The following is a 25,265-nucleotide window of genomic DNA, read 5'->3' as shown; positions in this document are numbered from 1 at the left end:
TCAAAAGATCGCAGCCTGCGGCAGCTCCTACGGGGGCGGTGTCGCGTTCGAAATGAACAACAAGGAAATGGATGATATGGACAGTTACATCCGCTGGTTTCAACGCTTCATCTGGCTCGGCATCGTGATGAACATGTTCTTCGCGCTGCCCGCCCTGTTCGCCCCGGCGCTGCTGACCTCAATGCTCGGCCTGCCGCCGCAACTCTCCGACCCGTGGCTGGAAAACGCCGGCATGTTGCTGGTGGGCATCAGCGTGTTCTACATGCCGTCGGGCTTCAACGCGCCGCGCTTCGTGGTGCATTCCTGGTTGTGTGTGCTGACGCGGCTGATCGCCGTGGCGTTCTGGATCTACCTGATCAACACCAGCAACCAGGCCACGGTGTTCGTGCCCATGCTACTGGGCGATCTGAGTTTCTTTCTGATCCTCGGGAGTCTGCTGTACCTCGGCACATCGCCGGCCAATCGGCCGCTGGCGTTGCTGTGCGATGGCTGGCGGGAATGGCGCGCGGGTTGGGCGCTGCGTTGGCAACGGCACAGCTTCAAGGTTGGCACGTTGATCGTGGTGGCGCTGCTCGGATTCTTCGGTTACGAAACCTGGTACCAGATGCTGCGCGTTGTGCCAGCGGAGAAATACGCCTCCGACGAAGACCACTACAAATACGCCGCCATTGGCCTGGGCATCGAAGCGCGGATTCCGTATTACCTGTTCGCCGTGCTGCCGCAGATGTGCCCGGAGAAACTGCCAAAACCCGGCGGCTACGAAGTCTTCGGTTTCCTCTACGAAAACGGCAAGGACCTGCCCATCGGCATGGCCAAGCGGCAGATCGGCTACCCCACCGTGGAGCCGAACTGCGCCCTGTGCCACACCGGTTCCTACCGGGCGAATGCCAGCGAAGTCGCGAAAACCGTGGCCACCGCGCCGGCCAATACCTTGCAACTCCAGGCCTTCCAGTGGTTCGCCTACGATTGCGCCAGCGACCCGAAATTCACCACCGACGCGGTGATGACGGCGATCAACGGCAAATTCCAGCTCGGCTTTTTCGAGCGCTTGTACAACCGCTACCTGATCATCCCGATGGCCAAGAGCGCGTTGCTCAAACAGAAACAGGCCTACGCCTGGCAGAAGCTGCGCCCACCCCAAGGACCGGGGCGCACCGACACCTTCAACCCGACCAAAATGGTGGTGTTTGGCTTCCCGGATGACTCGACCATCGGCACCGTCGACCTGCCGCAAGTCTGGAACCAGAAACCCCGGGAGTCGCTGTACCTGCACTGGGACGGCAATAACAACGACATCCACGAACGTAACTACGCGGCGGCCATGGCGGTGGGCGCGACGCCGGAGTCGGTGCTGCCGGAAAGCTTCAACCGCGTGACCAATTGGCTGCTCGGCACCAAACCGCCCGCGTGGCCATGGGCGCTGGATCAGGCCAGGATCGCCCAGGGCAAACCGGTCTGGGACAAGAACTGCGCCGGTTGCCATGAGTTCGGCCGCACCGACACCGGGCAAGTCACCACCAACATCGACGAACTGGGCACCGATCCCCATCGCCTCGACTCGTTCACCACCGGTCTGGTGACGGCCTTCCACGGTTTCAAGAAACCGCCGTTCGACTTCAACGCCTACCGCAAGACCCAGAGCTACAGCAACACCCCCACCGACGGCATCTGGATGCGCGCGCCGTACCTGCACAACGGCTCGGTGCCGACCCTGTGGGACTTGCTGCAACCACCGGACCAGCGACCACAGGTGTTCTTCACCGGTTCCGACGTCTACGACCAGCAGAAGGTCGGCTTCGTCACCACGAGCCAAATCCCCGGCGGTTTCAAATACGACACGCGCCTGGAAGGCAATCACAACAGCGGCCACCTGTATGGCACGCAACTGTCGGACGTTGATAAACGGGCGCTCATCGAGTTCATGAAAACCCTGTGATCCCACTACGGATGGAGGAACACCTACATGTCATTAGTCAGTCATTGGGAACATGAGTACGACAAGGTCAAACTGCGCCTGCATGGCTTGTACACGCGGCTGGACATGGCCTGGAAAAAACTTGTCAGCGACATCGAGCCCGAGGAGTTCGAGGCCATCGTCACCCTGCTGCAACGCGGTCACGACCAGGCGCAATACGTGCTCAAGCACGGCGAGCTGCCGGACGACGAGCCGGGCGTGCCGTGGGAGTTGTCCCACGGCTTGTCGATCCTGCACATCGGCAATGCCACGCCGTTGCCGCAATCCACCGACGAATTGCAAACCCGGGTGCTCAAGGACGGCAGTTTGCTCGGTTGCCGCAAATGGGAACTGCTGGATCTGCTGTGGAGCGAGGCGCTGCTCAAGTGGATCGAAAACCTGCGTCATCACGCGCCGTTCGCCACCACCCCGGCCCTGATGAAAATGGACAGCGACGTGACCCTGGCGATTGCCGGCGACTGGGGCACCGGCCCCTTCGACAGCCACGCCCCGGCCGTGGCGGTGGCCAACCAGATGCAACTGGCCCAGGCGGATTTCACCATTCACCTGGGGGACGTGTATTACGCCGGCACCCACTCCCAGGAAGACGTCGACATGGTCGGCTGGCCGATGGGCAAGCACGGCTCGTTCACCCTCAATTCCAATCACGAGATGTACAGCGGCGCCCATGGATATTTCAAGGAACTGGCCAAGCGTTTCCCGACGCAGCAGGGCACCAGTTATTTCGCGTTGTACAACGATGACTGGCTGGTGGTCGGGCTCGACAGCGCTTATGCCTCGGATGCGATGAACCTGTACATGGACGGCACGCTGAACAAGGAACAGATCGCCTGGATGAAAGCGCTGCCCCAGCGCAAAAAGATCATGGTGCTCAGCCACCATCAGGGCTTCGATATTTCGGGGCACAACAAAACCGCGCTGTATCAACCGGTGTGTGATGCCTTGGGGCGGGAACCCGATTACTGGTATTGGGGGCATTTGCACAATGGCATTTGCTACGCCACCCAAGGCGGGTTGCATGCAAGATGCGCCGGGCACGGGGCGATTCCGTATGGCAATGCCAGTGAGCTGGACGGGCATTCGCGGGTGTTGTGGTCGGAAACGCAGAATGCGGGGGATGAGGCGTATCCGCTGCGGGTGTTGAACGGTTACGTGAAAGTGCGGTTGGTGGGGGAGCACATCGAAGAGACGTTTATTGGCGAGGATGGGTCGGTGCGCTGGTCTTCGGTGCTACAGCAATGATGGGGTGATGCTAAAAGATCGCAGCCTGCGGCAGCTCCTACAGGGATTACGTGTATCCGCGAAATCCCCGTAGGAGCTGCCGAAGGCTGCGATCTTTTGATCTTGCTTAACCTTGAACCGGCACCCCTTTGAGGTAAGGCGCAGGCTCGGCCCCCAGGTTGCTCAACAGCCGCTCGCTGTACCAGTCCACAAAGTTCACCACACCAAACTCATAGGTCTTGGAGTACGGCCCAGGCTGGTACGCGGTGGAGTTGATCCCGCGCTGGTTCTCTTCGGCCAGACGACGGTCCTGGTCGTTGGTGGCATCCCAGACCTGGCGCATGCGCTCCACGTCATAGTCCACGCCTTCAACCGCGTCCTTGTGCACGATCCACTTGGTGGTGACCATGGTTTCCTGGGCGCTGATCGGCCACACGGTGAACACGATGATGTGGTCGCCCATGCAGTGGTTCCACGAGTGCGGCAGGTGCAGGATGCGCATCGAACCGAGGTCCGGGTTTTTGATCCGGCCCATGAGTTTGGCGCAGCCCTGTTTGCCATCCAGGGTCATCGACACGGTGCCCTTGAGCAGCGGCATGCGAACGATACGGTTACGCAGGCCGAAACTGGCGTGGGCGTAAGGAATCTTCTCGGCTTCCCAGGCAGCGGCGGACGCGGCGACGTGGTCCTTGAATGCCTGGTCGGCGCGGGGGTCGGTGACGTCATCCCATTCCAGCAGGGTTTTCAGCAGTTCCGGGTGCGACGCGTTGCAGTGGTAGCACTCGCGGTTGTTTTCCAGCACCAGTTTCCAGTTGGCTTTTTCCATCAAGGTGGTGGTAATCGCCACCTTGGTGTTCTCCATGTCATACGGTTCCATGTAATGGTTCAGCGTCTGCAGGAAGTCATCAATGGCCGGCGGGTTCTCCGACAGGCTGATGAAGATGTAGCCGCCGGCAGTTTTCACGTTCACTGGCTTGAGGCCGTATTGCTTCATGTCGAAGTCGGCGCCCATTTCGGTGCCGGCGAACAGCAGGCGACCGTCCAGCTCATAGGTCCACTGGTGGTAATGGCAGACCAGTTTGGCGACTTTGCCTTTTTCACTGGTGCACAGACGCGAGCCACGGTGGCGGCAGACGTTGTGGAACGCATGAATCACGCCTTCGGCGCCGCGAATCACGATGATCGGGTTCTTGCCGACTTGCAGGGTCAGGTAGTTGCCCTTGGTCGGGATTTCGCAGGCCATGCCGGCGATCAACCACTCTTTCTGGAAGATCTCCTGCATATCGATATCAAACAGCCGCTCGTCAGAGTAAAACGGCTGCGGCAGCGAGAAAGTGCGCTCGCGCTCCTGCAGCATCTGCGCGGTGGCCTTGCGTGCGGGTTCCAGCGGATCGCCCAGGCTGATTTTTGCGGTGACGTCCATCGATTTGATCCTCATGGCCTTTCTGTGAGGCCGGCGAAATAGTGGCTGATACGGTTACATCGCAAGGCGTAAAGAAACTGTCTTTGTGTGGAGCGAGTGTGGGCCCGGCGCTGCCCAGAACCTTATCCATGGGCGACATGGCCCAATCTGTTCCCGACGCCCAACCCCCGGTAGTTGGGGGCTGGTCGCGATAAGTATGTGAATGTCGCAGATAGGTAAATGGGTGACTCGCGCTATACGCAGAATCGCCAACATAAGGCCGACCATCGGCGGTGGAGAACAGCATGTCCAACAGCTTCCTGAATCCGGTAACCACCCAGACCTGGGCCAATGGTCGACACATCGTCCGTTGCGTCAAAGTCATCCAGGAAACCTGGGACGTGCGCACCTTCTGTTTTATGGCCGACCAGCCGATCCTGTTCTTCTTCAAGCCCGGGCAGTTCGTCACCCTGGAGCTGGAAATCGAAGGCGTGCCGATCATGCGCTCCTACACCATTTCCAGCTCGCCGTCGGTGCCGTACAGCTTTTCGGTGACGATCAAGCGCGTGCCGGGTGGCAAGGTGTCCAACTGGCTGCACGACAACCTGCACGAAGGCCAGGAGCTGGCGGTGCACGGCCCGGTCGGGCTGTTCAACGCCATGGACTTCACCGCGCCGAAGGTCTTGTACCTGAGCGGCGGCGTCGGCATCACGCCGGTCATGTCGATGACACGCTGGTTTTACGACACCAACGGCAACGTCGACATGGTGTTTATCCACAGCGCCCGCTCGCCGAAAGACATCATTTACCACCGCGAGCTGGAACACATGGCCTCGCGGATCGACAACTTCAGCCTGCACCTGATTTGCGAGAAGCATGGCCTGGGCGAGCCGTGGGCCGGTTATCGCGGTTATCTGAACCACAAGATGCTGGAGCTGATGGCGCCGGACTTCCTGGAGCGCGAGGTGTTCTGCTGCGGCCCGACGCCGTACATGAACGCGGTCAAACGCATGCTCGAAGCGGCCGGTTTCGACATGAGCCGCTATCACGAGGAATCCTTCGGCGCCACACCGCCGGAAGCCCGCGCCGATGCGGTGGAACAAGCGGAAATCGCCGCCGACGCACCGGAAGTCGATGTCGCGGACCTGCACCAGGTTGAATTCACCGCGTCCGGCAAAAGCATTCGTGTGGCACCGGGTGAAACGGTCCACGCGGCGGCGGCCAAGCTTGGGCTGCTGATCCCGAAAGCCTGCGGGATGGGGATTTGCGGGACGTGCAAGGTGATGAAGCTGGGCGGTGAGGTCGAAATGGACCACAACGGCGGGATTACCGAAGAAGACGAAGCCGAGGGTTACATCCTGTCGTGCTGCAGCGTGCCGAAGGGTGACGTCCGTATCGAGTTCTAACCCACTCTAAACAACTCCCCCGTTCCCCTGTAGGAGCTGTCGAGTGAAACGAGGCTGCGATCTTTTGATTTTTTAAGATCAGGATCAAAAGATCGCAGCCTTCGGCAGCTCCTACAGGGTTTGTTTTTCGTCAATAAACAGGTCTGGCATCAGTTTGTCGGTGGCGTCCGGTTCAAACCGATACCCCTCAAAATCCGTCACGCCGTTTTCCCGCAGAATCTCCTCATCAATCAGCAGCCGCCCGGTCATGCTGCGCTCCGTGCTGTTCAGAATCACATACGCAGCATCCGCCATGATCGCCGGCGTTCGTGCGTGTTTGAAGGATTCCCGCGAGCCAAGCTGAAACTCGATGGCGGCGGTGGCGATCATCGTTTGCGGCCACAGCGAATTGACGCTGATGCCGTAATTGGCAAATTCCTCGCTCATGCCCAGGGTCAGCATGCTCATGCCGTACTTGGTCACGGTGTAGGGGCTGTATTGCGCGAACCATTTCGTCGCCAGGTTCAACGGCGGCGACAGGTTGAGGATGTGGCCATGGGATTTTTTCAGATAGGGCAGGGCCGCCTGGCTGCACAGCAACACGGCACGGGTGTTGATCTGGTGCATCAGGTCGAAGCGTTTGAGTTCGATGTGCTGCACACCGGTCAACTTGATCGCCCCGGCGTTGTTGATCAGCGCGTCAATCCCGCCGAAATGTTCATTGGCCTGGGCCAGCGCTTCCCGCACAGCAACTTCATCGCGCACGTCCACTTGCAGGGCCAACGCTTTCCCGCCCGCCGCTTGAACTTCCTCAGCCACGCTGAAAATCGTCCCGGGCAGTTTGGCGTGAGGCTCGGCGCTCTTGGCCGCAATCACAATATTGGCCCCGTCCCGCGCGGCCCGCAGCGCGATTTCACGCCCAATGCCACGGCTGGCGCCGGTGATGAACAGGGTTTTGCCTTGTAGGGACATGCGTGCGCTCCTGATTATTGTTATGTGAGCGGGGGGCTCGACAAACAATGTAGACCCGTAGGAGCTGACGAGTGAAACGAGGCTGCGATCTTTTGATCTTGATCTTTTTAAAATCAAAAGATCGCAGCCTCGTTTCACTCGTCAGCTCCTACGGCTCCTACGGCTCTTACAGGAGGGAGAGTTTAGCGGGACATGACTTCGCGGATATCTGCCGCCAACTCGCGTACGCGTTCTTCTTCGGTGTCCCACGAGCACATGAAGCGTGCGCCGCCGTTGCCGATGAAGGTGTAGAAGCGCCAGCTCTTGGCGGTCAGGGCGGCGATGGCCGGTTCCGAGAGTTGCAGGAACACGCCGTTGGCCTGTACCGGGAACATCAGTTCCACGCCAGGGATGTCGCTGACCAGTTCCGCCAACAGTTGCGCGCAGCGGTTGGCGTGTTTGGCGTATTTGAGCCAGGCGTCGTTTTCCAGGATGCCGACCCACGGCGCCGACAGGAAGCGCATCTTCGAGGCCAGTTGCCCGGCCTGTTTGCAGCGGTAGTCGAAGTCTTCCGCCAGTTTGTGGTTGAAGAACAGAATCGCCTCACCCACCGCCATGCCGTTTTTCGTGCCGCCGAAGCACAACACGTCGACGCCGGCCTTCCAGGTCAGGTCGGCCGGGGTGCAGCCGAGGAACGCACAGGCGTTGGAGAACCGCGCGCCGTCCATGTGCAGGTTCAGGCCGAGCTCCTTGCAGGTGACGCTGATGGCGCGGATTTCTTCCGGGGTGTAGACGCTGCCGACTTCAGTGGCTTGGGTCAGGGTCACCACGCGGGGTTTCGGGTAGTGGATGTCCTGGCGCTTGAGCGCGACTTCGCGGATCGATTCCGGGGTCAGCTTGCCGTTTTCGGTGCGCGCGACCAGCAGTTTGGAGCCGTTGGAAAAGAATTCCGGGGCGCCGCATTCGTCGGTTTCGACGTGGGCGGTTTCCGAGCAGATCACGCTGTGGTAACTCTGGCACAGCGACGACAGGGCCAGGGAGTTGGCGGCGGTACCGTTGAAGGCGAAGAACACTTCGCAGTCGGTTTCAAACAGTTTGCGGAAATCGTCGGACGCGCGAGCGGTCCATTCATCGTCGCCGTAAGCGCGTTGGTGGCCGTGGTTGGCCTGTTCCATGGCGGCCCAGGCCTCAGGGCAGATACCGGAATAGTTGTCGCTGGCGAATTGTTGGCTCTTATCGGTCATGGCCGGATTCCGTGTTCAAAGCTCTTATGGTGAAGAGTTTTGTGGTCAATGATGGTGCGCACTGTACCGAAGATCGTCCGGGGAGCACACGCGGTGATGCTGTCAGAAAAATACACAGTTGACGGGCAATTATGCACATGACGCAAAGGGACGGCGCGCTGGATCTGCTCAAGTGGCTGGCGCTGCTGAGTATGGTGCTCGATCACCTGCGATATGTCGGTTACTCCCTCGATTTTCTGTATGTGCCGGGTCGTTTGGCGTTTCCGTGGTTTTGTCTGGCGATGGCGGCGAATCTGTCGCGGGCAGGGACCGCTGCGAAAAGCAGCCAGTGGCGCTACCTGGGCTTGTTGATGCTGTTCAGCGCCGTCAGCGAAATTCCCTACCGACTGTTCATTCCTGATCCCGACACGCTAAACGTGCTGCCGACCCTGGCGCTCGGCCTGCTGGTAGCGCGGGGCTGGCAACAGCCGACGCTGCAAGTGCGACTGCTGGCAGTTGCAGCGGTTTTGCTCGCGGTGTTGTTCCCGGAGCGACTGATGTTCGGTTGCTTCGGCGTGCTGTTGCCGCTGGCGATGTTGTTGGTGATCCGCCGGCCCTGGTATTTCAGTCTGCTGCCGGGGCTGGTGTGCCTGGCGGCCAATCAATGGCAGGTGTTGTATGACGCGGCGCGGCAGGGCAACGAAGCAGCGATCTTCGGGATGGTCGCTTGTCTGATCGCGCCACTGTTGGGGCTGTTGATATTGCGCCACGCCGGCCAGTTCAAACCACCGCCCATGCGCCGCTGGGCATACGCGCTCTATCCGCTGCATTTCCTTCTGCTGCTCGCCATACGCCAACTTCTCGCATAACCCCGTAGGAGCTGCCGAAGGCTGCGATCTTTTGATCTTCTGAAGAGCAAGATCAAAAGATCGCAGCCTTCGGCAGCTCCTACGCACAGGCGCGCCTGACCCTGTGGGAGCGGGCTTGCTCGCGAAGGCGCCGGGTCAGTCAATATTTGTGTTGGATGACACACCGTCTTCGCGAGCAAGCCCGCTCCCACAGGGGATCTCTGCCGGTTTGAGGCGTGTGTTCGCCCAGCCATTTCAGCCCATGTCGTAAACGCACCTTTGCGTGGCGTCCATAGGCATTTGACCTGTCTGCGCCGGTCATACCATCGCAATCAAAGGGCACTGCCGAAAGGTACGTGCCTCACCGAGACGAAAGGCGCACAAGCCGCCGCTGGGAGAGACGCGATGTTCAGCAAGCAAGACCAGATCAAGGGCTACGACGATGCACTGCTGGCGGCGATGAATGCCGAGGAGCAACGCCAGGAAGATCACATCGAGCTGATCGCGTCAGAGAACTACACCAGCAAACGCGTCATGGAAGCGCAAGGCAGTGGCCTGACCAACAAATACGCCGAGGGTTATCCGGGCAAGCGCTACTACGGTGGCTGCGAGCACGTGGACAAGGTTGAAGCCCTGGCCATCGAACGCGCCAAGCAACTGTTCGGCGCCGATTACGCCAACGTCCAGCCGCACTCCGGCTCTTCCGCCAACAGCGCCGTTTACCTGGCGCTGATCCAGGCCGGCGACACCATTCTGGGCATGAGCCTGGCCCACGGCGGTCACCTGACCCACGGCGCCAAAGTGTCGTCCTCGGGCAAGCTGTACAACGCCGTGCAGTACGGCATCGACACCAAAACCGGCTTGATCGACTACGACGAAGTCGAGCGTCTGGCCGTCGAGTGCCAGCCGAAGATGATCGTTGCCGGTTTCTCGGCCTACTCCAAGACCCTCGACTTCCCGCGTTTCCGCCAGATTGCTGACAAGGTCGGTGCGCTGCTGTTCGTTGACATGGCCCACGTGGCCGGTCTGGTCGCCGCTGGCCTGTACCCGAACCCGTTGCCGTATGCCGATGTGGTCACCACCACCACCCACAAGACTCTGCGCGGCCCACGTGGCGGCCTGATCCTGTGCAAGGCCAACGAAGAGATCGAGAAGAAGCTCAACGCGGCCGTGTTCCCGGGTGCCCAGGGCGGCCCGCTGATGCACGTGATCGCCGGTAAAGCAGTGTGCTTCAAGGAAGCGTTGGAGCCTGGTTTCAAGGTCTATCAACAACAAGTGATCGACAACGCCCAAGCCATGGCCGGCGTATTTATCAAACGCGGCTACGATGTAGTGTCCGGCGGGACTGACAACCACCTGTTCCTGGTCAGCCTGATCCGTCAGGGCCTCACCGGTAAAGAAGCGGACGCCGCCCTCGGTCGCGCCCACATCACCGTGAACAAGAACGCTGTGCCGAACGATCCACAGTCGCCGTTCGTGACCTCGGGCCTGCGCATTGGCACCCCGGCGGTGACCACGCGAGGCTTCAAGGTGACCCAGTGTGTGACGCTGGCCGGCTGGATCTGCGACATCCTCGACAACCTCGGCGATGCCGATGTCGAGGCGAATGTCGCGCAGCAAGTGGCAGCCCTGTGCGCGGACTTCCCGGTTTATCGCTGAGCGCGGTTTTGGAGTAAACGACTATGCAACGCTATTCAGGCTTCGGCCTCTTCAAACACTCCCTCAGCCATCACGAAAACTGGCAGAAAATGTGGCGCACGCCGACCCCTAAAAAGGTCTATGACGTGGTCATCGTCGGCGGTGGCGGGCATGGTCTCGCCACGGCTTACTACCTGGCCAAAGAACACGGCATCACCAACGTGGCCGTGGTCGAGAAAGGCTGGCTGGGCGGCGGTAACACCGCGCGCAACACCACCATCGTTCGCTCCAACTACCTGTGGGACGAGTCGGCGCACCTGTACGAACACGCGATGAAACTGTGGGAAGGCCTGTCCCAGGATCTGAACTACAACGTGATGTTCTCCCAGCGCGGCGTCTACAACCTGTGCCACACCCTGCAAGACATTCGTGATTCCGAGCGTCGGGTCAGCGCCAACCGCCTCAACGGCGTGGACGGCGAACTGCTCGATGCCAAGCAAGTGGCCGACGAGATTCCGTACCTCGACTGCTCGAAGAACACCCGCTACCCGGTGATGGGCGCCACCGTCCAGCGCCGTGGCGGCGTGGCCCGTCACGATGCCGTGGCGTGGGGCTTCGCCCGTGCCGCTGACGCACTGGGCGTGGACCTGATCCAGCAGACCGAAGTTATCGGTTTCCGCAAGGAAAACGGCGTGTGCATCGGCGTGGAAACCAACAAGGGTTTCATCGGCGCCAAACGCGTTGGTGTGGTGACCGCCGGTAACTCCGGGCACATGGCCAAACTCGCCGGTTTCCGCCTGCCGATCGAATCCCACCCGCTGCAAGCGCTGGTGTCCGAGCCGATCAAGCCGATTATCGACAGCGTGATCATGTCCAACGCCGTGCACGGTTACATCAGCCAGTCCGACAAGGGCGACCTGGTGATCGGCGCCGGTATCGACGGCTACAACGGCTACGGCCAGCGCGGTTCGTACCCGGTGATCGAGCACACCATCCAGGCCATCGTCGAGATGTTCCCGGTGCTGTCCCGCGTGCGCATGAACCGGCAGTGGGGCGGCATCGTCGACACCACGCCGGATGCCTGCCCGATCATCTCCAAAACGCCGGTCCCGAACATGTTCTTCAACTGCGGTTGGGGCACCGGCGGCTTCAAGGCTACACCGGGCTCGGGCAACGTCTTTGCCGCAAGCCTGGCCAAGGGTGAAATGCACCCATTGGCTGCACCTTTCTCCATCGACCGTTTCCACAACGGTGCGTTGATCGATGAACACGGCGCTGCTGCGGTTGCCCACTAACAGGAGAAATCCCCATGTTGCATATCTTCTGTCCTCACTGCGGCGAGCTGCGCTCTGAAGAAGAATTCCACGCATCCGGCCAGGCGCACATCCCGCGCCCACTGGACCCGACTTCCTGCACCGACGAGGAGTGGGGCGACTACATGTTCTTCCGCGATAACCCTCGCGGTCTGCACCACGAACTGTGGATTCACGCCGCCGGTTGCCGTCAGTACTTCAACGCCACCCGCGACACCGTGACCTACGAGATTCTCGAAACCTACAAGATCGGCACCAAGCCACAATTCACCGACAAGACCGATAGCTCGAAAGCGGCTACGACGGCTCTGGGAGAGAAGGTATGAGCCAGATCAATCGCCTGTCCAACGGCGGACGGATCGACCGCAACAAAGTGCTGAGCTTCACCTTCAACGGTCAGGTGTACAAAGGCTTTGAAGGCGACTCGCTGGCTGCTGCTCTGCTGGCCAACGGTGTCGACATTATCGGTCGCAGCTTCAAGTATTCCCGTCCGCGCGGCATCTTCGCCGCCGGTGCCGAAGAGCCGAACGCGGTGCTGCAGATCGGCGCCACCGAAGCCACGCAAATCCCGAACGTGCGCGCCACGCAACAAGCGCTGTACCAGGGTTTGGTCGCCACCAGCACCAACGGCTGGCCGAGCGTGAACAACGACATGATGGGGATTCTCGGCAAGGTCGGCGGCAAGCTGATGCCGCCGGGCTTCTACTACAAAACCTTCATGTACCCGCAATCGTTCTGGATGACGTACGAGAAGTACATTCGTAAGGCTGCCGGTCTTGGCCGTTCGCCGACCGAGAACGATCCGGACACCTACGACTACATGAACCAGCACTGCGACGTGCTGATCGTCGGCGCCGGCCCTGCTGGTCTGGCCGCTGCACTGGCCGCTGCGCGCAGCGGTGCCCGGGTGATCCTGGCCGATGAGCAGGAAGAGTTCGGCGGCAGCCTGCTCGATTCCCGGGAAAGCCTCGACGGTAAACCGGCGACCGAATGGGTTGCCAGCGTCATCGCCGAACTGAAAGACACCCCGGACGTGCTGCTGTTGCCCCGCGCCACGGTCAACGGCTACCACGACCATAACTTCCTGACCATTCACGAACGCCTGACCGATCACCTCGGCGACCGTGCGCCGATTGGCCAGGTGCGCCAGCGTATTCACCGGGTTCGCGCCAAACGTGTGGTCCTGGCGACCGGCGCTTGCGAGCGTCCGCTGGTCTATGGCAACAACGACGTGCCGGGCAACATGCTGGCCGGCGCTGTGTCGACTTACGTGCGCCGTTACGGCGTGGCGCCGGGCAAGAAACTGGTGCTGTCGACCAACAACGACCACGCTTACCGCGTGGCGCTGGATTGGCTCGATGCCAGCCTGCAAGTCGTGGCAATCGCCGACGCCCGCAGCAACCCGCGTGGTGCGTTGGTGGAAGAAGCCCGCGCCAAAGGCATTCGCATCCTCACCGGCAGCGCCGTGATCGAGGCTCGCGGCACCAAGCGTGTGACCGCTGCGCGCATCGCCGCGATTGACGTCAAGGCCCACGCCGTGACCAGTCCCGGCGAATGGCTCGACTGTGACCTGATCGCCAGTTCCGGCGGTTACAGCCCGGTGGTTCACTTGGCTTCGCACCTGGGCGGCAAGCCGACCTGGCGTGAAGACATCCTCGGTTTCGTACCGGGCGAAGCACCGCAAAAACGCGTGTGCGTCGGTGGCATCAACGGCGTCTACGGCCTCGGCGATTCGTTGGCCGATGGTTTTGAAGGTGGCGTGCGTGCTGCCAGCGAAGCCGGTTTCAGTGTGGTCGAAGGCACCTTGCCGAAAGCCCTGAGCCGTCTCGAAGAGCCGACTCTGGCGCTGTTCCAGGTGCCCCACGAAAAAGGCACTGCACGGGCGCCGAAGCAATTCGTTGACCTGCAGAACGACGTGACCGCTGCCGCCATCGAACTGGCGACCCGCGAAGGCTTCGAGTCGGTCGAACACGTCAAACGCTACACCGCGCTGGGCTTCGGCACCGATCAGGGCAAGCTCGGCAACGTCAACGGCCTGGCGATTGCCGCCCGTTCGCTGAACGTGACCATCCCGCAGATGGGCACCACCATGTTCCGTCCGAACTACACGCCGGTAACCTTCGGCGCCGTGGCCGGTCGTCACTGTGGGCACATCTTCGAACCGGTTCGCTTCACCGCGCTGCATCACTGGCACGTGAAAAACGGTGCGGAATTCGAAGACGTCGGTCAGTGGAAACGTCCGTGGTACTTCCCGAAAAACGGTGAAGACCTGCACACCGCCGTCAAACGCGAATGCAAAGCCGTGCGCGACAGCGTCGGCCTGCTGGACGCTTCGACCCTGGGCAAAATCGACATCCAGGGCCCGGATGCGCGGGAGTTCCTGAACCGCATCTACACCAACGCCTGGACCAAGCTTGATGTGGGCAAGGCGCGCTACGGCCTGATGTGCAAAGAAGACGGCATGGTCTTCGACGACGGCGTAACAGCCTGTCTCGCCGACAACCATTTCGTGATGACCACCACCACTGGCGGCGCGGCACGCGTGCTGCAATGGCTGGAAATCTACCAACAGACCGAATGGCCAGACCTGAAGGTGTACTTCACCTCCGTGACGGATCACTGGGCAACGATGACCCTGTCCGGGCCGAACAGCCGCAAGCTGCTCAGCGAAGTCACCGACATTGATCTGAGCAACGAAGCCTTCCCGTTCATGACCTGGAAAGAAGGCCTGGTCGGCGGTGTGCCGGCGCGGGTGTTCCGGATTTCGTTTACCGGTGAGCTGTCGTACGAAGTCAACGTGCAGGCTGACTACGCCATGGGCGTGCTGGAAAAAATCGTCGCGGCGGGCAAGCAGTACAACCTGACCCCGTACGGCACCGAAACCATGCACGTGCTGCGGGCCGAGAAGGGTTTCATCATCGTCGGCCAGGACACTGACGGCTCGATGACCCCGGACGACCTGAACATGGGCTGGTGTGTCGGTCGCACCAAACCGTTCTCGTGGATCGGTCAACGCGGGATGAATCGCGAAGACTGTGTGCGTGATCAGCGCAAGCAACTGGTGGGCCTGAAGCCGATCGATCCGACCAAATGGCTGCCGGAAGGGGCGCAACTGGTGTTCAACACCAAGCAAACCATCCCGATGACGATGGTTGGCCACGTGACGTCCAGCTACGCGCACAACTCCCTGGGCTATTCGTTTGCCATGGGCGTGGTCAAGGGCGGCTTGAAGCGCATGGGTGAGCGGGTGTTCGCACCGCTGGCCGACGGCAGCGTGATCGAGGCGGAGATTGTTTCTTCGGTGTTCTTCGATCCGAAGGGTGATCGCCAGAACATCTAGTGGCGCTAGATCTTGTGGATGGGCAATGACACCGCGTCGGCCCATTCGCGAGCAAGCCCGCTCCCACAGGGGAACGCGGTCTAAATGTGGGAGCGGGCTTGCTCGCGAAGGCGCCGGACCAGCCACCACAAAGGCCGGAACCAACAGAATTCAGGAACAGGTGCTTTATGACCGCAGCCAATGTGTACCAACAACGCCCAACCACCGGGGCCAAGGCCGAGTCGTCGCTGCATCATGCCGACCTCGCCAGCCTGGTGGGCAAGGGCCGTAAAAACGCCGGCGTGATCGTGCGTGAGAAAAAACTCCTCGGCCACCTGACCCTCCGTGGCGATGGCCACGATGCCGCGTTCAGCGCCGGCGTGCACAAGGCCCTGGGCATCGAACTGCCGGGCGCACTGACCGTGATCGTCAAAGGCGAAACCAGCCTGCAATGGATGGGGCCGGACGAATGGCTGCTGATCGTGCCGAGCGGTGAAGAATTCGCCGCCGAGCAAAAACTCCGTGAAGCGCTGGGCGAGCTGCACATCCAGATCGTCAACGTCAGCGGCGGCCAGCAGATCCTCGAACTGAGCGGCCCGAACGTGCGCCAGGTATTGATGAAATCCACCAGTTACGACGTGCATCCCAACAGCTTCCCGGTGGGCAAAGCTGTCGGCACCGTGTTCGCCAAGTCGCAACTGGTGATCCGTCACACCGCCGAAGACACTTGGGAACTGCTGATTCGTCGCAGCTTCTCGGATTACTGGTGGTTGTGGTTGCAGGATGCGGCGGCTGAGTACGGGCTAAGCGTTCAGGCTTGAGATTGCCTTCGCGGGCAAGCCTCGCTCCTACAGAACCGAGTCGTGTGAATTTCCCGCGAACGACACAAAACTGTAGGAGCGAGGCTTGCCCGCGAACAACCGCGAAGCGGTTGCCCATAACAACAGGAGTCACCGCACTATGAGCCGCGCCCCAGACACATGGATTCTGACCGCCGACTGCCCAAGCGTCCTCGGCACCGTGGATGCGGTGACCCGCTTTCTGTTCGAGCAGGGCTGCTACGTCACCGAGCACCACTCATTCGATGACCGGCTCTCGGGCCGTTTCTTCATTCGCGTGGAATTCCGCCAGCCTGACGGTTTCGACGAACAACTGTTCCGCGCCGGTCTTGAAGAACGCGGTGCCCATTTCGGCATGGTCTTCGAACTCACCGCGCCGAACTACCGGCCAAAAGTGGTGATCATGGTCTCCAAGGCCGATCACTGTCTTAACGATTTGCTCTACCGTCAGCGCATCGGCCAGTTGTCGATGGACGTCGCCGCCGTGGTCTCCAACCACCCGGACCTCAAACCGCTGGCCGACTGGCACCAGATTCCGTACTACCACTTCCCCCTCGACCCGAACGACAAGCCGTCGCAAGAGCGCCAGGTGTGGCAGGTGATCGAAGAGTCCGGCGCCGAACTGGTGATCCTTGCCCGTTACATGCAGGTGTTGTCGCCGGAGCTGTGCCGCAAACTCGACGGCAAGGCGATCAACATTCACCACTCCCTGCTGCCGGGTTTCAAGGGTGCCAAGCCGTATCACCAGGCCTACAACAAGGGTGTGAAACTGGTCGGCGCGACGGCGCATTACATCAACAACGATTTGGACGAAGGCCCGATCATCGCCCAGGGCGTGGAGGCGGTGGATCACAGTCACTACCCGGAAGATTTGATCGCCAAGGGCCGCGATATCGAAGGCCTGACCCTGGCCCGAGCGGTGGGTTATCACATTGAACGACGAGTGTTTTTGAACGCGAACAGAACGGTGGTTTTGTAGCGTATCGAGGACCACCAAAAGCTCGCAGCCTTCGGCAGCTCCTACGTCGATCGCATCTCCCTGTAGGAGCTGCCGAAGGCTGCGATCTTTTGATTTACCGAGCAATCAACGCGCCGCTGCTGCCTGGCGACGCGACCGCTACATAAAAACAACAGCGAGGTGAAAGCATGTCTGGTAATCGTGGTGTCGTGTATCTCGGCAACGGCAAGGTCGAAATACAGAAAATCGACTATCCAAAAATGCAGGACCCGCGCGGCAGGAAGATTAATCACGCTGTCATCCTGCGCGTCGTGTCCACCAACATCTGTGGTTCCGATCAGCACATGGTGCGCGGTCGTACCACCGCTCAAACCGGCCTGGTACTGGGCCACGAAATCACCGGTGAAGTGATCGAGAAGGGCAGTGACGTCGAGAACCTGCAAATCGGCGATCTGGTGTCTGTTCCGTTCAACGTCGCTTGCGGGCGCTGCCGTTCCTGCAAAGAGATGCACACCGGTGTTTGCCTGAGCGTCAACCCGGCCCGTCCTGGCGGCGCCTATGGTTACGTCGACATGGGCGACTGGACTGGCGGCCAGGCTGAATACGCGATGGTGCCGTACGCCGACTTCAACCTGCTGAAACTGCCGGACCGCGACCGCGCGATGGAAAAAATCCGCGACCTGACCTGCCTCTCCGACATCCTGCCGACCGGTTACCACGGCGCAGTGACGGCTGGCGTTGGCCCGGGCAGCACCGTGTACATCGCGGGTGCCGGTCCGGTCGGTCTGGCCGCTGCCGCTTCTGCTCGCCTGTTGGGCGCGGCGGTGGTGATCATCGGTGACGTCAACACCGTGCGCCTGGCCCACGCCAAGGCCCAGGGTTTTGAAATCGCCGACCTGTCCCTCGACACACCGCTGCACGAACAAATCGCTGCGCTGCTGGGCGAGCCGGAAGTGGATTGCGCCGTCGACGCCGTCGGCTTCGAAGCGCGCGGTCACGGCCATGACGGCGTGAAACACGAGGCGCCGGCCACTGTGCTCAACTCGCTGATGGGCGTGGTACGGGTTGCCGGCAAAATCGGTATTCCGGGCCTGTACGTGACCGAAGATCCGGGTGCTGTGGATGCCGCCGCGAAAATGGGCAGCCTGAGCATTCGCTTCGGTCTGGGCTGGGCCAAATCCCACAGCTTCCACACCGGCCAGACCCCGGTAATGAAGTACAACCGCCAACTGATGCAGGCGATCATGTGGGACCGCATCCACATTGCCGACATCGTCGGTGTGGAAGTCATCAGCCTCGATGACGCGCCGCGTGGCTACGGCGAGTTCGATGCCGGCGTACCGAAGAAATTCGTGATCGATCCGCACAAGCTGTTCAGCGCGGCGTAAGGCTTCACGCGACGCAAAACGGCGACCTTCGGGTCGCCGTTTTTGGTTGGAGCAAAAGATCGCAGCCTTCGGCAGCTCCTACGCCGAACGCGTACTCCTGTAGGAGCTGCCGAAGGCTGCGATCTTTTGATCTTATGCTTTCAAAGCGCCGCCAACGCCCCTTGATACAACACCGGCCCCGTCGGCTGCCCGGTCGGCGATCCACCCTTCGGTTCAAGACTCACCGCCAACGCAATCGGCTTGTCGATCAACGTTTTCTGCGCGTCGCTAAGCTCTACGCGACCCTTGCCACCCGCCGGAATCACCCCGAGGGAAATCGGCTTGCCATCCGCCGGTATCGCCCACAGCTCCAGGCTTTGCTCCGGTGTGACGGCTGCCAGCGTCAGCGGTTCGACTTGCAGGTAATTCTCGTGGGCCTGAACCTTGAGCGCCGGCTTCGCGTCGGCGGTCAGCAATGTCGCGCTATAGCGGGTTTCATCACGGTTGTAGAGCACGCTCAGGAACACCACCACTGCCAGCGAACACACCGCCGCCGTCACCCGCATCCAGTTCCAGAACGAACGTTTCTCTGGCACGTGCAGCACTTGCGGCTCGATGCGCGCGGTAATGGCCTGCCACACGCGATCCGGCACCGGTTGTTCAGGCAGGGCGTCGGTCAGGCTGGCGAGGCTGTGTTGCCAGTGCGCCAGTTCCGCCCGCAGCGCGGCGTCTTCTAGCAGCAATTGCTCAAAGCGCCGGCGAGCGGCTGCCGGCATCAAGCCAATGGCGTAGTCGGCGGCGAGGGCGCGGCGCAGGGTCGGGGTTTGATAGTTCATGATTCAAGGCACCTGCGCAGACGCTCCATACCACGGCGAATCCAGGATTTGACCGAGCCCAGGGGCGCGGCCAGATGCTCGGCCAGTTCAGAGCAGGACAACCCCTGAAAGTACGCGACGGTAATCGATTGGCGCTGCATGCCTTCGAGGCTTTCCAGGCACTGGTTCAGGGCCTTGGCTTCGCGGGCGTTGCTTAATAATTCGTGGGCCGAAGGGCTTTCGTCCTCCAATGCCTGTTCTTCCAGATCGGTCAGCGGCCGGTCGCGGTGTTTGCGCAACTGGTCGATGGCTTGATTGCGAGTGATGTTGATCATCCAGGTCAGCGGCGCCGACAGGTGCGATTCATAGCGCGAGGCGTTGTTCCAGATGCGCACGAAGCTCTCTTGCAGCACTTCCTCGGCCAGATCATGGCGCCCCATGAAACGCAGGGCGACACCATGCAAACGCGGGCCGACGCTGCGGTAAAGCGTCTCGAATGCGCGGCGGTCCCCCAGTGAACACTGGGCCAGAAGCTGTCTGAGCTGATCGGCGTCGGCGATGGAAATAACGGTTCTCCGGGCAATCGAGGTGGTGGTGACGGGCTGCGTGCGGTGCCGGTTGCAGGCAGAGGTTAGTTCACGGCGCGCCGTTGTTCCATTCACAGGTGTTCACCTCAGGAAAAAACACCGGCCCCGATGCGCAGGGCCGGCGAGTACGGCTCAACCTTTGGGCATCAGCACTTTGTCGATGACCTGAATCACGCCGTTGGACTGGTTCACGTCATAGGTGGTGATGTCGGCGACGTCACCTTTTTCATCCTTGATCACGATGTTGTGCGGGCCATTCATCATCGCCCACAGCTTGCCGCCGGCGACGGTGGTGAGTTCGGCGGTACCGCCACCGGCCTTGATCTTCTCGGCCAGGGTCATCATGTCGAGCTTACCGGCGACTACGTGATAGGTGAGGATGTGGGTCAGGGTCGCTTTGTTGGCCGGTTTGAGCAGGGTGTCGACGGTGCCGGCGGGCAGGGCGGTAAACGCCGAGTTGACCGGGGCGAACACGGTGAACGGGCCTTTGCCTTTGAGGGTGTCGACCAGGCCGGCGGCTTTCACGGCGGCCACCAGGGTGGTGTGGTCGGCGGAATTGACGGCGTTATCGATGATGTCTTTGCTCGGCATCATCGCTTGGCCACCGACCATCACGCTGTCGTGGCTCATGCTGGCGGCTTGTACGGTGTTCAGGGCAAATCCGCCGCCAAGGGCCAGGGTCAGCAGGCTGGCAATCAACGGGGTTTTGATCGAAGTGCGTTTCATGGTGGTGATCCTTGTGGGGAGAATCGGCCAGGAGTGTCTGTCCGTGCTTGATATACGCAGGCGGGTCTAGACTGGATGCAGCACAGAAGAATTCTTTTCCAGCTGCAACACTGGACCCCCGTAGGAGCTGCCGAAGGCTGCGATCTTTTGATCTTCAAGAGTCAAGATCAAAAGATCGCAGCCTTCGGCAGCTCCTACGGGCTTGCGGGGTTGGGAACAATCCTTCTGGATACCAGTCGAAAGCACAGTTTTTCGCCGTCCATGGGTGGGCGGTTTATGCCTATAGAGGTTGTCTCGATGAAGATTTCACGCGGTTTTGCACTGGCATCGCTCATGACCCTGGCCGCCAGCCCGGTCTTTGCCGGGTTCAGCCTGGACGATGTGACCAAAGCGGCTTCGAGCATGCAGGGCGGCAATGCGGCCACTGCCGCCGCGCCGACCAATGAAACCGCCGGTCTGTTGGGCGCGCTGACCTCGCAACTGAACGTCACCCCACAGCAAGCTGTCGGCGGCACCGGCGCCATGCTGGGGCTGGCGAAGAATCAGTTGAGCTCCACCGACTATTCGCAACTGGCCAAAAGCGTGCCGGGGCTGGACAAGCTGTCCGGTGGCGGTCAACTGGGTGCGTTGAGCGGGCTACTGGGTTCGTCCGGCAAGTCGGCCGGTCTGGAAAACGCCCTGGGCAATGTGAAAAACACCAACGACCTCAACAGCGCGTTCGGCGCCCTGGGCATGGACAGTGGGATGGTTGGCCAGTTTGCCCCCGTGATCCTTCAGTACCTGGGAGGCCAGGGTGTTGGCGGCCCACTGCTGGAAAGCCTGGGCGGAATCTGGGGCGCCGGTTCCGGTAGCTGATTCAGCGGCGCTCGGCGCGCAACGCGTCGATGCGTTGATCCTTCTCGATCCAGAGCTGGTTGACCCAGTTCTGGACCGTTTCGCGAAACACCGGATCGTTTTCGTAATCCCCCTGCCACAACGCCGGGTCCAGTTCGCGGGTCTGGATGTCGATGATGACCTTCGGCACGTTGCCGCTGATCAAATCCCAGAACCCCGGAATCGCCTGCTGCGGATACACCACCGTCACGTCCAGAATGGCGTCCAACTGTTCGCCCATCGCCGCCAGTACAAACGCCACGCCGCCCGCCTTCGGCTTGAGCAGGTGGGTGAACGGTGATTGCTGCTGGGCGCTTTTCGCCGCCGTGAACCGCGTGCCTTCCAGGTAATTCACCACCGTCACGGGCTGGCGTTTGTACAACTCGCACGCCGCTTTGGTGATCTCCAGGTCCTTGCCGGCCAACTCGGGGTGCTTCGCCAGGAATGCTTTGGTGTAGCGCTTCATGAACGGGTAATCCAGCGCCCACCACGCCAGGCCCAGAAACGGCACCCAGATCAGTTCTTTCTTGAGGAAGAATTTGAAGAACGGCGTGCGCCGGTTCAGCGTCTGGATCAGCGCCGGGATATCGACCCAGGATTGATGGTTGCTGATCACCAGGTACGAGGTATCAACCTGCAAGTCATTGCCGCCGCGAATGTCCCATTGGGTGGGAATGCACAGCCGGAAAATCAGCTTGTCGATTTCCGCCCAGGTTTCGGCAATCCACATCACCGCCCACGAAGCGTAATCACGATAGCGCCCGGGCAGGACCAGTTTGAGCAAGGCAAACACCATCAGTGGCCCGAACAGGACCAGGGTGTTGAGCAACAGCAGCAGGGTAACGAAACAGCCGGTGAGCAGGCGGCGCATAAGTAACTCTTGGAAGCATTTGGGCGCGCCATGATAAGCAGCTTCGGGCGACAGGCCAAATCGGGGGTGACGAATGTTTCACCTTTACGCCGTTATGCTTGAGCAAAATCAGGTTGTTGTGGTGATTGATCTGGCCTCTTCGCGGGCAAGGCTTGCCCGCGAAGCGATCTCATGAACGAATTACTTTCTGACGGTCTAAAATCCCGCTGTTCACTCCTTATGGAAGCCCATTACGTGAAATCCCTCCTTGCACTGCTGACCCTCGTGGCCCTGCCGGTCATGGCCGCCGAGCCAACCCTGTACGGGCGTTACGAATACATCGCGCTGCCGGAAATCGGCGGTGAAGTCCTCAAGGCCAAAATGGACACCGGCGCCCTGACCGCGTCGCTGTCGGCCAAGGACATCGAAACCTTCACCCGTGACGGCGAGGAATGGGTGCGCTTCCGCCTCGGCACCAAAGACGCGAGCAACAAGGTCTACGAACATAAGGTCTCGCGGATCAGCAAAATCAAGACCCGCTCCGAAGAAGACGAGGATGACAAAGACGTCGCAGCCCCCACCAAGCGCCCGGTGGTTGATCTAGAGTTGTGCCTGGGCAACGTCAAGCGCACGGTCGAGGTCAACCTCACCGACCGCAGCAGCTTCAACTACCCGCTGCTGATCGGCGCCAAGGCCTTGCGTGAATTCGGCGCGGCAGTGAACCCGGCGCGACGCTTCACCGCCGACAAACCCGACTGCTAACTTCAAGTGGTTTCATTGACGTGAGGTGAGGCTTGGGGCACCGTTCGGCAACTTAACTGCCGGGCTCGGACGCCATGCCTCATATCCTGATTGTCGAAGACGAAGCGGCCATTGCCGACACGTTGATTTTTGCGTTGCAAGGCGAAGGCTTCACCACGACCTGGGTGAGCCTCGGTGCCGCCGCGCTTGAACATCAGCGCCAGGCCCCGGCCGACCTGATCATTCTCGACATCGGCCTGCCGGACATCAGCGGCTTTGAAACCTGCAAGCAATTGCGCCGTTTCAGCGACGTGCCGGTGATCTTCCTCAGCGCCCGGGACGGCGAAATCGACCGGGTGGTGGGCCTGGAGATCGGCGCCGACGATTACGTGGTCAAGCCGTTCAGCCCACGGGAAGTGGCGGCGCGGGTGCGGGCGATTCTCAAGCGCATGGCGCCACGGGCGGTGGCTGACGTGGTCTCGACGCTGTTTCGCATCGACAGCGAGCGGGTGCAGATCGCCTATCGCGGCCAGCCCCTGAGCCTGACCCGCCACGAATTCCGTCTGCTGCAATGCCTGCTCGAACAACCCGAACGGGTGTTCAGCCGCGAACAACTGCTCGACGCCCTGGGCGTGTCCGCCGATGCCGGGTACGAGCGCAGCATCGACAGCCACATCAAAAGCGTGCGCGCCAAACTGCGGCTGGTGCGCGCCGACGCCGAGCCGATCCAGACCCACCGTGGCCTCGGCTATAGCTACAGCCCGGGGCATAGCTGATGGCGTTGGGTATCCGGATCTTTCTGGTCTACGTGCTGTTCATCGGCCTGACCGGTTACTTCGTGCTCAACACGGTGATGCAGGAAATCCGCCCTGGCATGCGCCAGTCCACCGAAGAAACCCTGGTGGACACGGCCAACCTGATGGCCGAGATCCTGCGCGACGACTTCAAGGCCGGCACCCTCAACCAGAATCACTGGCCGCAACTGCTCAAGGCTTACGGTGAGCGGCAACCGAACGCGAGCATCTGGGGCTTGCCGAAGAACCAGGTCAACCACCGCATCTACGTTACCGACGCCAAAGGCATCGTGGTGCTGGACTCCAGCGGCGCGGCGGTGGGCCAGGACTATTCGCGCTGGAACGACGTCTACCTGACCCTGCGCGGCGAATACGGCGCCCGCTCAACCCGCAGCGATCCGAACGATGCGACGTCCTCGGTAATGCACGTCGGCGCACCGATTCGCGACAACGGCCAGATCATCGGCGTGGTCACCGTGGCCAAGCCCAATAGTTCGCTGCAACCCTACGTCGATCGCACCGAACGGCGCTTGGTGTTTTATGGCGCGGGGTTGATTGGCCTGGGTCTGCTGTTGGGTGCGCTGTTGTCCTGGTGGCTGAGCGCGTCGTTGCGGCGCCTGACCGCTTATGCCCAAGCCGTCAGCGAGGGGCGTCGGGTCGAGGTGCCGCATTATCGCGGCGGCGAACTGGAGCAACTGGCGACCGCGCTGGAGCAGATGCGCACGCAACTGGAAGGCAAGGCCTATGTCGAGCGCTACGTGCACACACTGACCCACGAATTGAAAAGTCCATTGGCGGCGATTCGCGGCGCGGCGGAATTGCTGCAAGGCGAAATGCCGTTGGCCCAGCAACAGCGCTTTGTCAGCAACATCGACAGCGAAAGTGCGCGGATGCAGCAATTGATTGAGCGGTTGCTGGACCTGGCTCAGGTCGAACAGCGCCAAGGCCTGGAACAGCGCGTTGAAGTGCCGTTGGCAGCGTTAGTGGACCAATTGTTGGACGCTCAAGCGGCGAGGATCGAAGGTAAACAGTTGCGTGTTGAGCAGACGGTTGCCACGGATCTTGAGCTGATGGGCGAGCCGTTCCTGTTGCGTCAGGCGCTGGGCAACTTGTTGGAGAATGCCCTGGATTTCACCCCGGCTCAGGGTGTGTTGCGTTTCAGTGCCAAGCGAATCGGCGAGCAGGTTGAGTTCAGGTTGTTCAATCAGGCCCAGGCGATTCCCGATTACGCGTTGCCGCGATTGAGTGAGCGTTTCTACTCGCTGCCGAGGCCGGACAGCGGGCGTAAAAGTACCGGGCTGAGGCTTAACTTCGTTGAAGAGGTGGTTAAGTTGCATGGCGGCGAGATGAGCGTCGGCAACGTCGAGGGCGGTGTGCAGGTGAGCTTGCGGTTGCCTTCAGGCCGTTAAAGATCGCAGCCTTCGGCAGCTCCTACAGGGG

22 protein-coding genes are annotated in these 25,265 nt (G+C 60.9%); 15 read left to right on the top strand and 7 right to left on the bottom strand.

Annotated elements, in window-relative coordinates:
• Positions 1 to 76: 76 nt before the first annotated feature.
• Positions 77 to 1,936 (top strand): c-type cytochrome, encoded by a 1,860-nt coding sequence (locus V5E99_RS00625; protein WP_499800130.1) that lies wholly within the window; start codon positions 77 to 79, stop codon positions 1,934 to 1,936.
• Between the two features lie 27 nt (positions 1,937 to 1,963).
• Positions 1,964 to 3,217, top strand: a complete 1,254-nt coding sequence (locus V5E99_RS00620; RefSeq protein ID WP_499800129.1) for a metallophosphoesterase family protein — start codon at positions 1,964 to 1,966, stop codon at positions 3,215 to 3,217.
• A gap of 106 nt (positions 3,218 to 3,323) precedes the next feature.
• Here V5E99_RS00620 and gbca read toward each other — a convergent pair whose 3' ends face one another.
• Entirely contained in the window at positions 3,324 to 4,619 is a 1,296-nt protein-coding gene (gbca, locus tag V5E99_RS00615) for a glycine betaine monooxygenase oxygenase subunit (RefSeq protein WP_499800128.1), read from the bottom strand.
• A 284-nt stretch (positions 4,620 to 4,903) separates the two neighbouring features.
• Between gbca and gbcB the strand changes: the two genes are divergently transcribed.
• Complete coding sequence (gbcB, locus tag V5E99_RS00610; RefSeq protein WP_499800127.1) at positions 4,904 to 6,004, top strand: glycine betaine monooxygenase reductase subunit; 1,101 nt, start codon at positions 4,904 to 4,906, stop codon at positions 6,002 to 6,004.
• A 111-nt stretch (positions 6,005 to 6,115) separates the two neighbouring features.
• Here gbcB and V5E99_RS00605 read toward each other — a convergent pair whose 3' ends face one another.
• Positions 6,116 to 6,955, bottom strand: coding sequence for an SDR family oxidoreductase (locus V5E99_RS00605; protein ID WP_499800125.1), 840 nt, complete (start codon positions 6,953 to 6,955; stop codon positions 6,116 to 6,118).
• Positions 6,956 to 7,137: 182 nt separating this feature from the next.
• Positions 7,138 to 8,178 carry a threonine aldolase family protein gene (locus V5E99_RS00600; RefSeq protein WP_499800123.1) on the bottom strand — a complete coding sequence of 347 codons (1,041 nt, stop codon included), beginning with the start codon at positions 8,176 to 8,178 and terminating at the stop codon, positions 7,138 to 7,140.
• Between the two features lie 137 nt (positions 8,179 to 8,315).
• Between V5E99_RS00600 and V5E99_RS00595 the strand changes: the two genes are divergently transcribed.
• The 8 genes from V5E99_RS00595 to fdhA all read left to right on the top strand — a co-directional run bounded on the left by V5E99_RS00595 (position 8,316) and on the right by fdhA (position 18,460).
• Positions 8,316 to 9,026, top strand: a complete 711-nt coding sequence (locus V5E99_RS00595) for a TraX family protein (RefSeq protein ID WP_499800121.1) — start codon at positions 8,316 to 8,318, stop codon at positions 9,024 to 9,026.
• Between the two features lie 384 nt (positions 9,027 to 9,410).
• Complete coding sequence (glyA, locus tag V5E99_RS00590; RefSeq protein WP_499800118.1) at positions 9,411 to 10,664, top strand: serine hydroxymethyltransferase; 1,254 nt, start codon at positions 9,411 to 9,413, stop codon at positions 10,662 to 10,664.
• A gap of 23 nt (positions 10,665 to 10,687) precedes the next feature.
• Positions 10,688 to 11,938 carry a sarcosine oxidase subunit beta gene (locus tag V5E99_RS00585; protein WP_007947735.1) on the top strand — a complete coding sequence of 417 codons (1,251 nt, stop codon included), beginning with the start codon at positions 10,688 to 10,690 and terminating at the stop codon, positions 11,936 to 11,938.
• Between the two features lie 14 nt (positions 11,939 to 11,952).
• Complete coding sequence (locus tag V5E99_RS00580; protein ID WP_054044205.1) at positions 11,953 to 12,282, top strand: sarcosine oxidase subunit delta; 330 nt, start codon at positions 11,953 to 11,955, stop codon at positions 12,280 to 12,282.
• Positions 12,279 to 15,296 (top strand): sarcosine oxidase subunit alpha, encoded by a 3,018-nt coding sequence (locus V5E99_RS00575; RefSeq protein WP_499800115.1) that lies wholly within the window; start codon positions 12,279 to 12,281, stop codon positions 15,294 to 15,296. Before V5E99_RS00580 ends, V5E99_RS00575 begins: the two co-directional genes overlap by 4 nt.
• 167 nt (positions 15,297 to 15,463) lie before the next feature.
• Complete coding sequence (locus V5E99_RS00570; RefSeq protein ID WP_499800114.1) at positions 15,464 to 16,096, top strand: sarcosine oxidase subunit gamma; 633 nt, start codon at positions 15,464 to 15,466, stop codon at positions 16,094 to 16,096.
• 139 nt (positions 16,097 to 16,235) lie between these two features.
• Positions 16,236 to 17,093, top strand: a complete 858-nt coding sequence (gene purU / locus V5E99_RS00565) for a formyltetrahydrofolate deformylase (protein WP_499800113.1) — start codon at positions 16,236 to 16,238, stop codon at positions 17,091 to 17,093.
• A 167-nt stretch (positions 17,094 to 17,260) separates the two neighbouring features.
• Positions 17,261 to 18,460, top strand: a complete 1,200-nt coding sequence (gene fdhA, locus V5E99_RS00560; protein ID WP_007947729.1) for a formaldehyde dehydrogenase, glutathione-independent — start codon at positions 17,261 to 17,263, stop codon at positions 18,458 to 18,460.
• Between the two features lie 140 nt (positions 18,461 to 18,600).
• Here fdhA and V5E99_RS00555 read toward each other — a convergent pair whose 3' ends face one another.
• The 3 genes from V5E99_RS00555 to V5E99_RS00545 are packed head-to-tail and all read right to left on the bottom strand — an operon-like array spanning position 18,601 to position 20,567.
• Complete coding sequence (locus V5E99_RS00555; RefSeq protein WP_499800112.1) at positions 18,601 to 19,275, bottom strand: anti-sigma factor; 675 nt, start codon at positions 19,273 to 19,275, stop codon at positions 18,601 to 18,603.
• On the bottom strand, positions 19,272 to 19,916 hold the full coding sequence (locus V5E99_RS00550; RefSeq protein WP_499800109.1) for a sigma-70 family RNA polymerase sigma factor: 645 nt from the start codon (positions 19,914 to 19,916) through the stop codon (positions 19,272 to 19,274). Before V5E99_RS00550 ends, V5E99_RS00555 begins: the two co-directional genes overlap by 4 nt.
• A 57-nt stretch (positions 19,917 to 19,973) precedes the next feature.
• On the bottom strand, positions 19,974 to 20,567 hold the full coding sequence (locus V5E99_RS00545) for a fasciclin domain-containing protein (RefSeq protein WP_499800107.1): 594 nt from the start codon (positions 20,565 to 20,567) through the stop codon (positions 19,974 to 19,976).
• A gap of 297 nt (positions 20,568 to 20,864) precedes the next feature.
• On the opposite strand from V5E99_RS00545, the gene V5E99_RS00540 reads away from it, so the two are divergent.
• On the top strand, positions 20,865 to 21,422 hold the full coding sequence (locus V5E99_RS00540; RefSeq protein WP_499800106.1) for a DUF2780 domain-containing protein: 558 nt from the start codon (positions 20,865 to 20,867) through the stop codon (positions 21,420 to 21,422).
• Position 21,423: 1 nt separating this feature from the next.
• On the opposite strand, the gene yihG is transcribed toward V5E99_RS00540, so the two are convergent.
• Complete coding sequence (gene yihG, locus V5E99_RS00535) at positions 21,424 to 22,311, bottom strand: 1-acylglycerol-3-phosphate O-acyltransferase, YihG family (RefSeq protein WP_499800104.1); 888 nt, start codon at positions 22,309 to 22,311, stop codon at positions 21,424 to 21,426.
• A gap of 234 nt (positions 22,312 to 22,545) precedes the next feature.
• Between yihG and rloA2 the strand changes: the two genes are divergently transcribed.
• From rloA2 to creC, 3 genes are all read left to right on the top strand, one after another.
• Positions 22,546 to 23,052 (top strand): retropepsin-like aspartic peptidase RloA2, encoded by a 507-nt coding sequence (gene rloA2 / locus V5E99_RS00530; RefSeq protein ID WP_499800103.1) that lies wholly within the window; start codon positions 22,546 to 22,548, stop codon positions 23,050 to 23,052.
• A gap of 74 nt (positions 23,053 to 23,126) precedes the next feature.
• Positions 23,127 to 23,807, top strand: a complete 681-nt coding sequence (creB, locus tag V5E99_RS00525; protein WP_499800101.1) for a two-component system response regulator CreB — start codon at positions 23,127 to 23,129, stop codon at positions 23,805 to 23,807.
• The gene (creC, locus tag V5E99_RS00520) at positions 23,807 to 25,234 is read left to right on the top strand and encodes a two-component system sensor histidine kinase CreC (RefSeq protein ID WP_499800100.1); all 1,428 of its coding nucleotides are present in this window, start codon (positions 23,807 to 23,809) and stop codon (positions 25,232 to 25,234) included. The genes creB and creC overlap by 1 nt, the downstream gene beginning before the upstream one ends.
• Positions 25,235 to 25,265 lie beyond the last annotated feature (31 nt).

Source organism: Janthinobacterium sp. LPB2021202312-11-4, assembly GCF_037049705.1.
Classification (GTDB): Bacteria; Pseudomonadota; Gammaproteobacteria; order Pseudomonadales; family Pseudomonadaceae; genus Aquipseudomonas.
This window is presented reverse-complemented; position numbering and strand designations above follow the sequence as displayed.

Coding starts and splice junctions, on each gene's coding strand:
- V5E99_RS00625 (WP_499800130.1), top strand. CDS start 77: ATGGACAGTTACATCCGCTGGTTTCAACGCTTCATCTGGCTCGGCATC.
- V5E99_RS00620 (WP_499800129.1), top strand. CDS start 1,964: ATGTCATTAGTCAGTCATTGGGAACATGAGTACGACAAGGTCAAACTG.
- gbca (WP_499800128.1), bottom strand. CDS start 4,619: ATGGACGTCACCGCAAAAATCAGCCTGGGCGATCCGCTGGAACCCGCA.
- gbcB (WP_499800127.1), top strand. CDS start 4,904: ATGTCCAACAGCTTCCTGAATCCGGTAACCACCCAGACCTGGGCCAAT.
- V5E99_RS00605 (WP_499800125.1), bottom strand. CDS start 6,955: ATGTCCCTACAAGGCAAAACCCTGTTCATCACCGGCGCCAGCCGTGGC.
- V5E99_RS00600 (WP_499800123.1), bottom strand. CDS start 8,178: ATGACCGATAAGAGCCAACAATTCGCCAGCGACAACTATTCCGGTATC.
- V5E99_RS00595 (WP_499800121.1), top strand. CDS start 8,316: ATGACGCAAAGGGACGGCGCGCTGGATCTGCTCAAGTGGCTGGCGCTG.
- glyA (WP_499800118.1), top strand. CDS start 9,411: ATGTTCAGCAAGCAAGACCAGATCAAGGGCTACGACGATGCACTGCTG.
- V5E99_RS00585 (WP_007947735.1), top strand. CDS start 10,688: ATGCAACGCTATTCAGGCTTCGGCCTCTTCAAACACTCCCTCAGCCAT.
- V5E99_RS00580 (WP_054044205.1), top strand. CDS start 11,953: ATGTTGCATATCTTCTGTCCTCACTGCGGCGAGCTGCGCTCTGAAGAA.
- V5E99_RS00575 (WP_499800115.1), top strand. CDS start 12,279: ATGAGCCAGATCAATCGCCTGTCCAACGGCGGACGGATCGACCGCAAC.
- V5E99_RS00570 (WP_499800114.1), top strand. CDS start 15,464: ATGACCGCAGCCAATGTGTACCAACAACGCCCAACCACCGGGGCCAAG.
- purU (WP_499800113.1), top strand. CDS start 16,236: ATGAGCCGCGCCCCAGACACATGGATTCTGACCGCCGACTGCCCAAGC.
- fdhA (WP_007947729.1), top strand. CDS start 17,261: ATGTCTGGTAATCGTGGTGTCGTGTATCTCGGCAACGGCAAGGTCGAA.
- V5E99_RS00555 (WP_499800112.1), bottom strand. CDS start 19,275: ATGAACTATCAAACCCCGACCCTGCGCCGCGCCCTCGCCGCCGACTAC.
- V5E99_RS00545 (WP_499800107.1), bottom strand. CDS start 20,567: ATGAAACGCACTTCGATCAAAACCCCGTTGATTGCCAGCCTGCTGACC.
- V5E99_RS00540 (WP_499800106.1), top strand. CDS start 20,865: ATGAAGATTTCACGCGGTTTTGCACTGGCATCGCTCATGACCCTGGCC.
- yihG (WP_499800104.1), bottom strand. CDS start 22,311: ATGCGCCGCCTGCTCACCGGCTGTTTCGTTACCCTGCTGCTGTTGCTC.
- creB (WP_499800101.1), top strand. CDS start 23,127: ATGCCTCATATCCTGATTGTCGAAGACGAAGCGGCCATTGCCGACACG.
- creC (WP_499800100.1), top strand. CDS start 23,807: ATGGCGTTGGGTATCCGGATCTTTCTGGTCTACGTGCTGTTCATCGGC.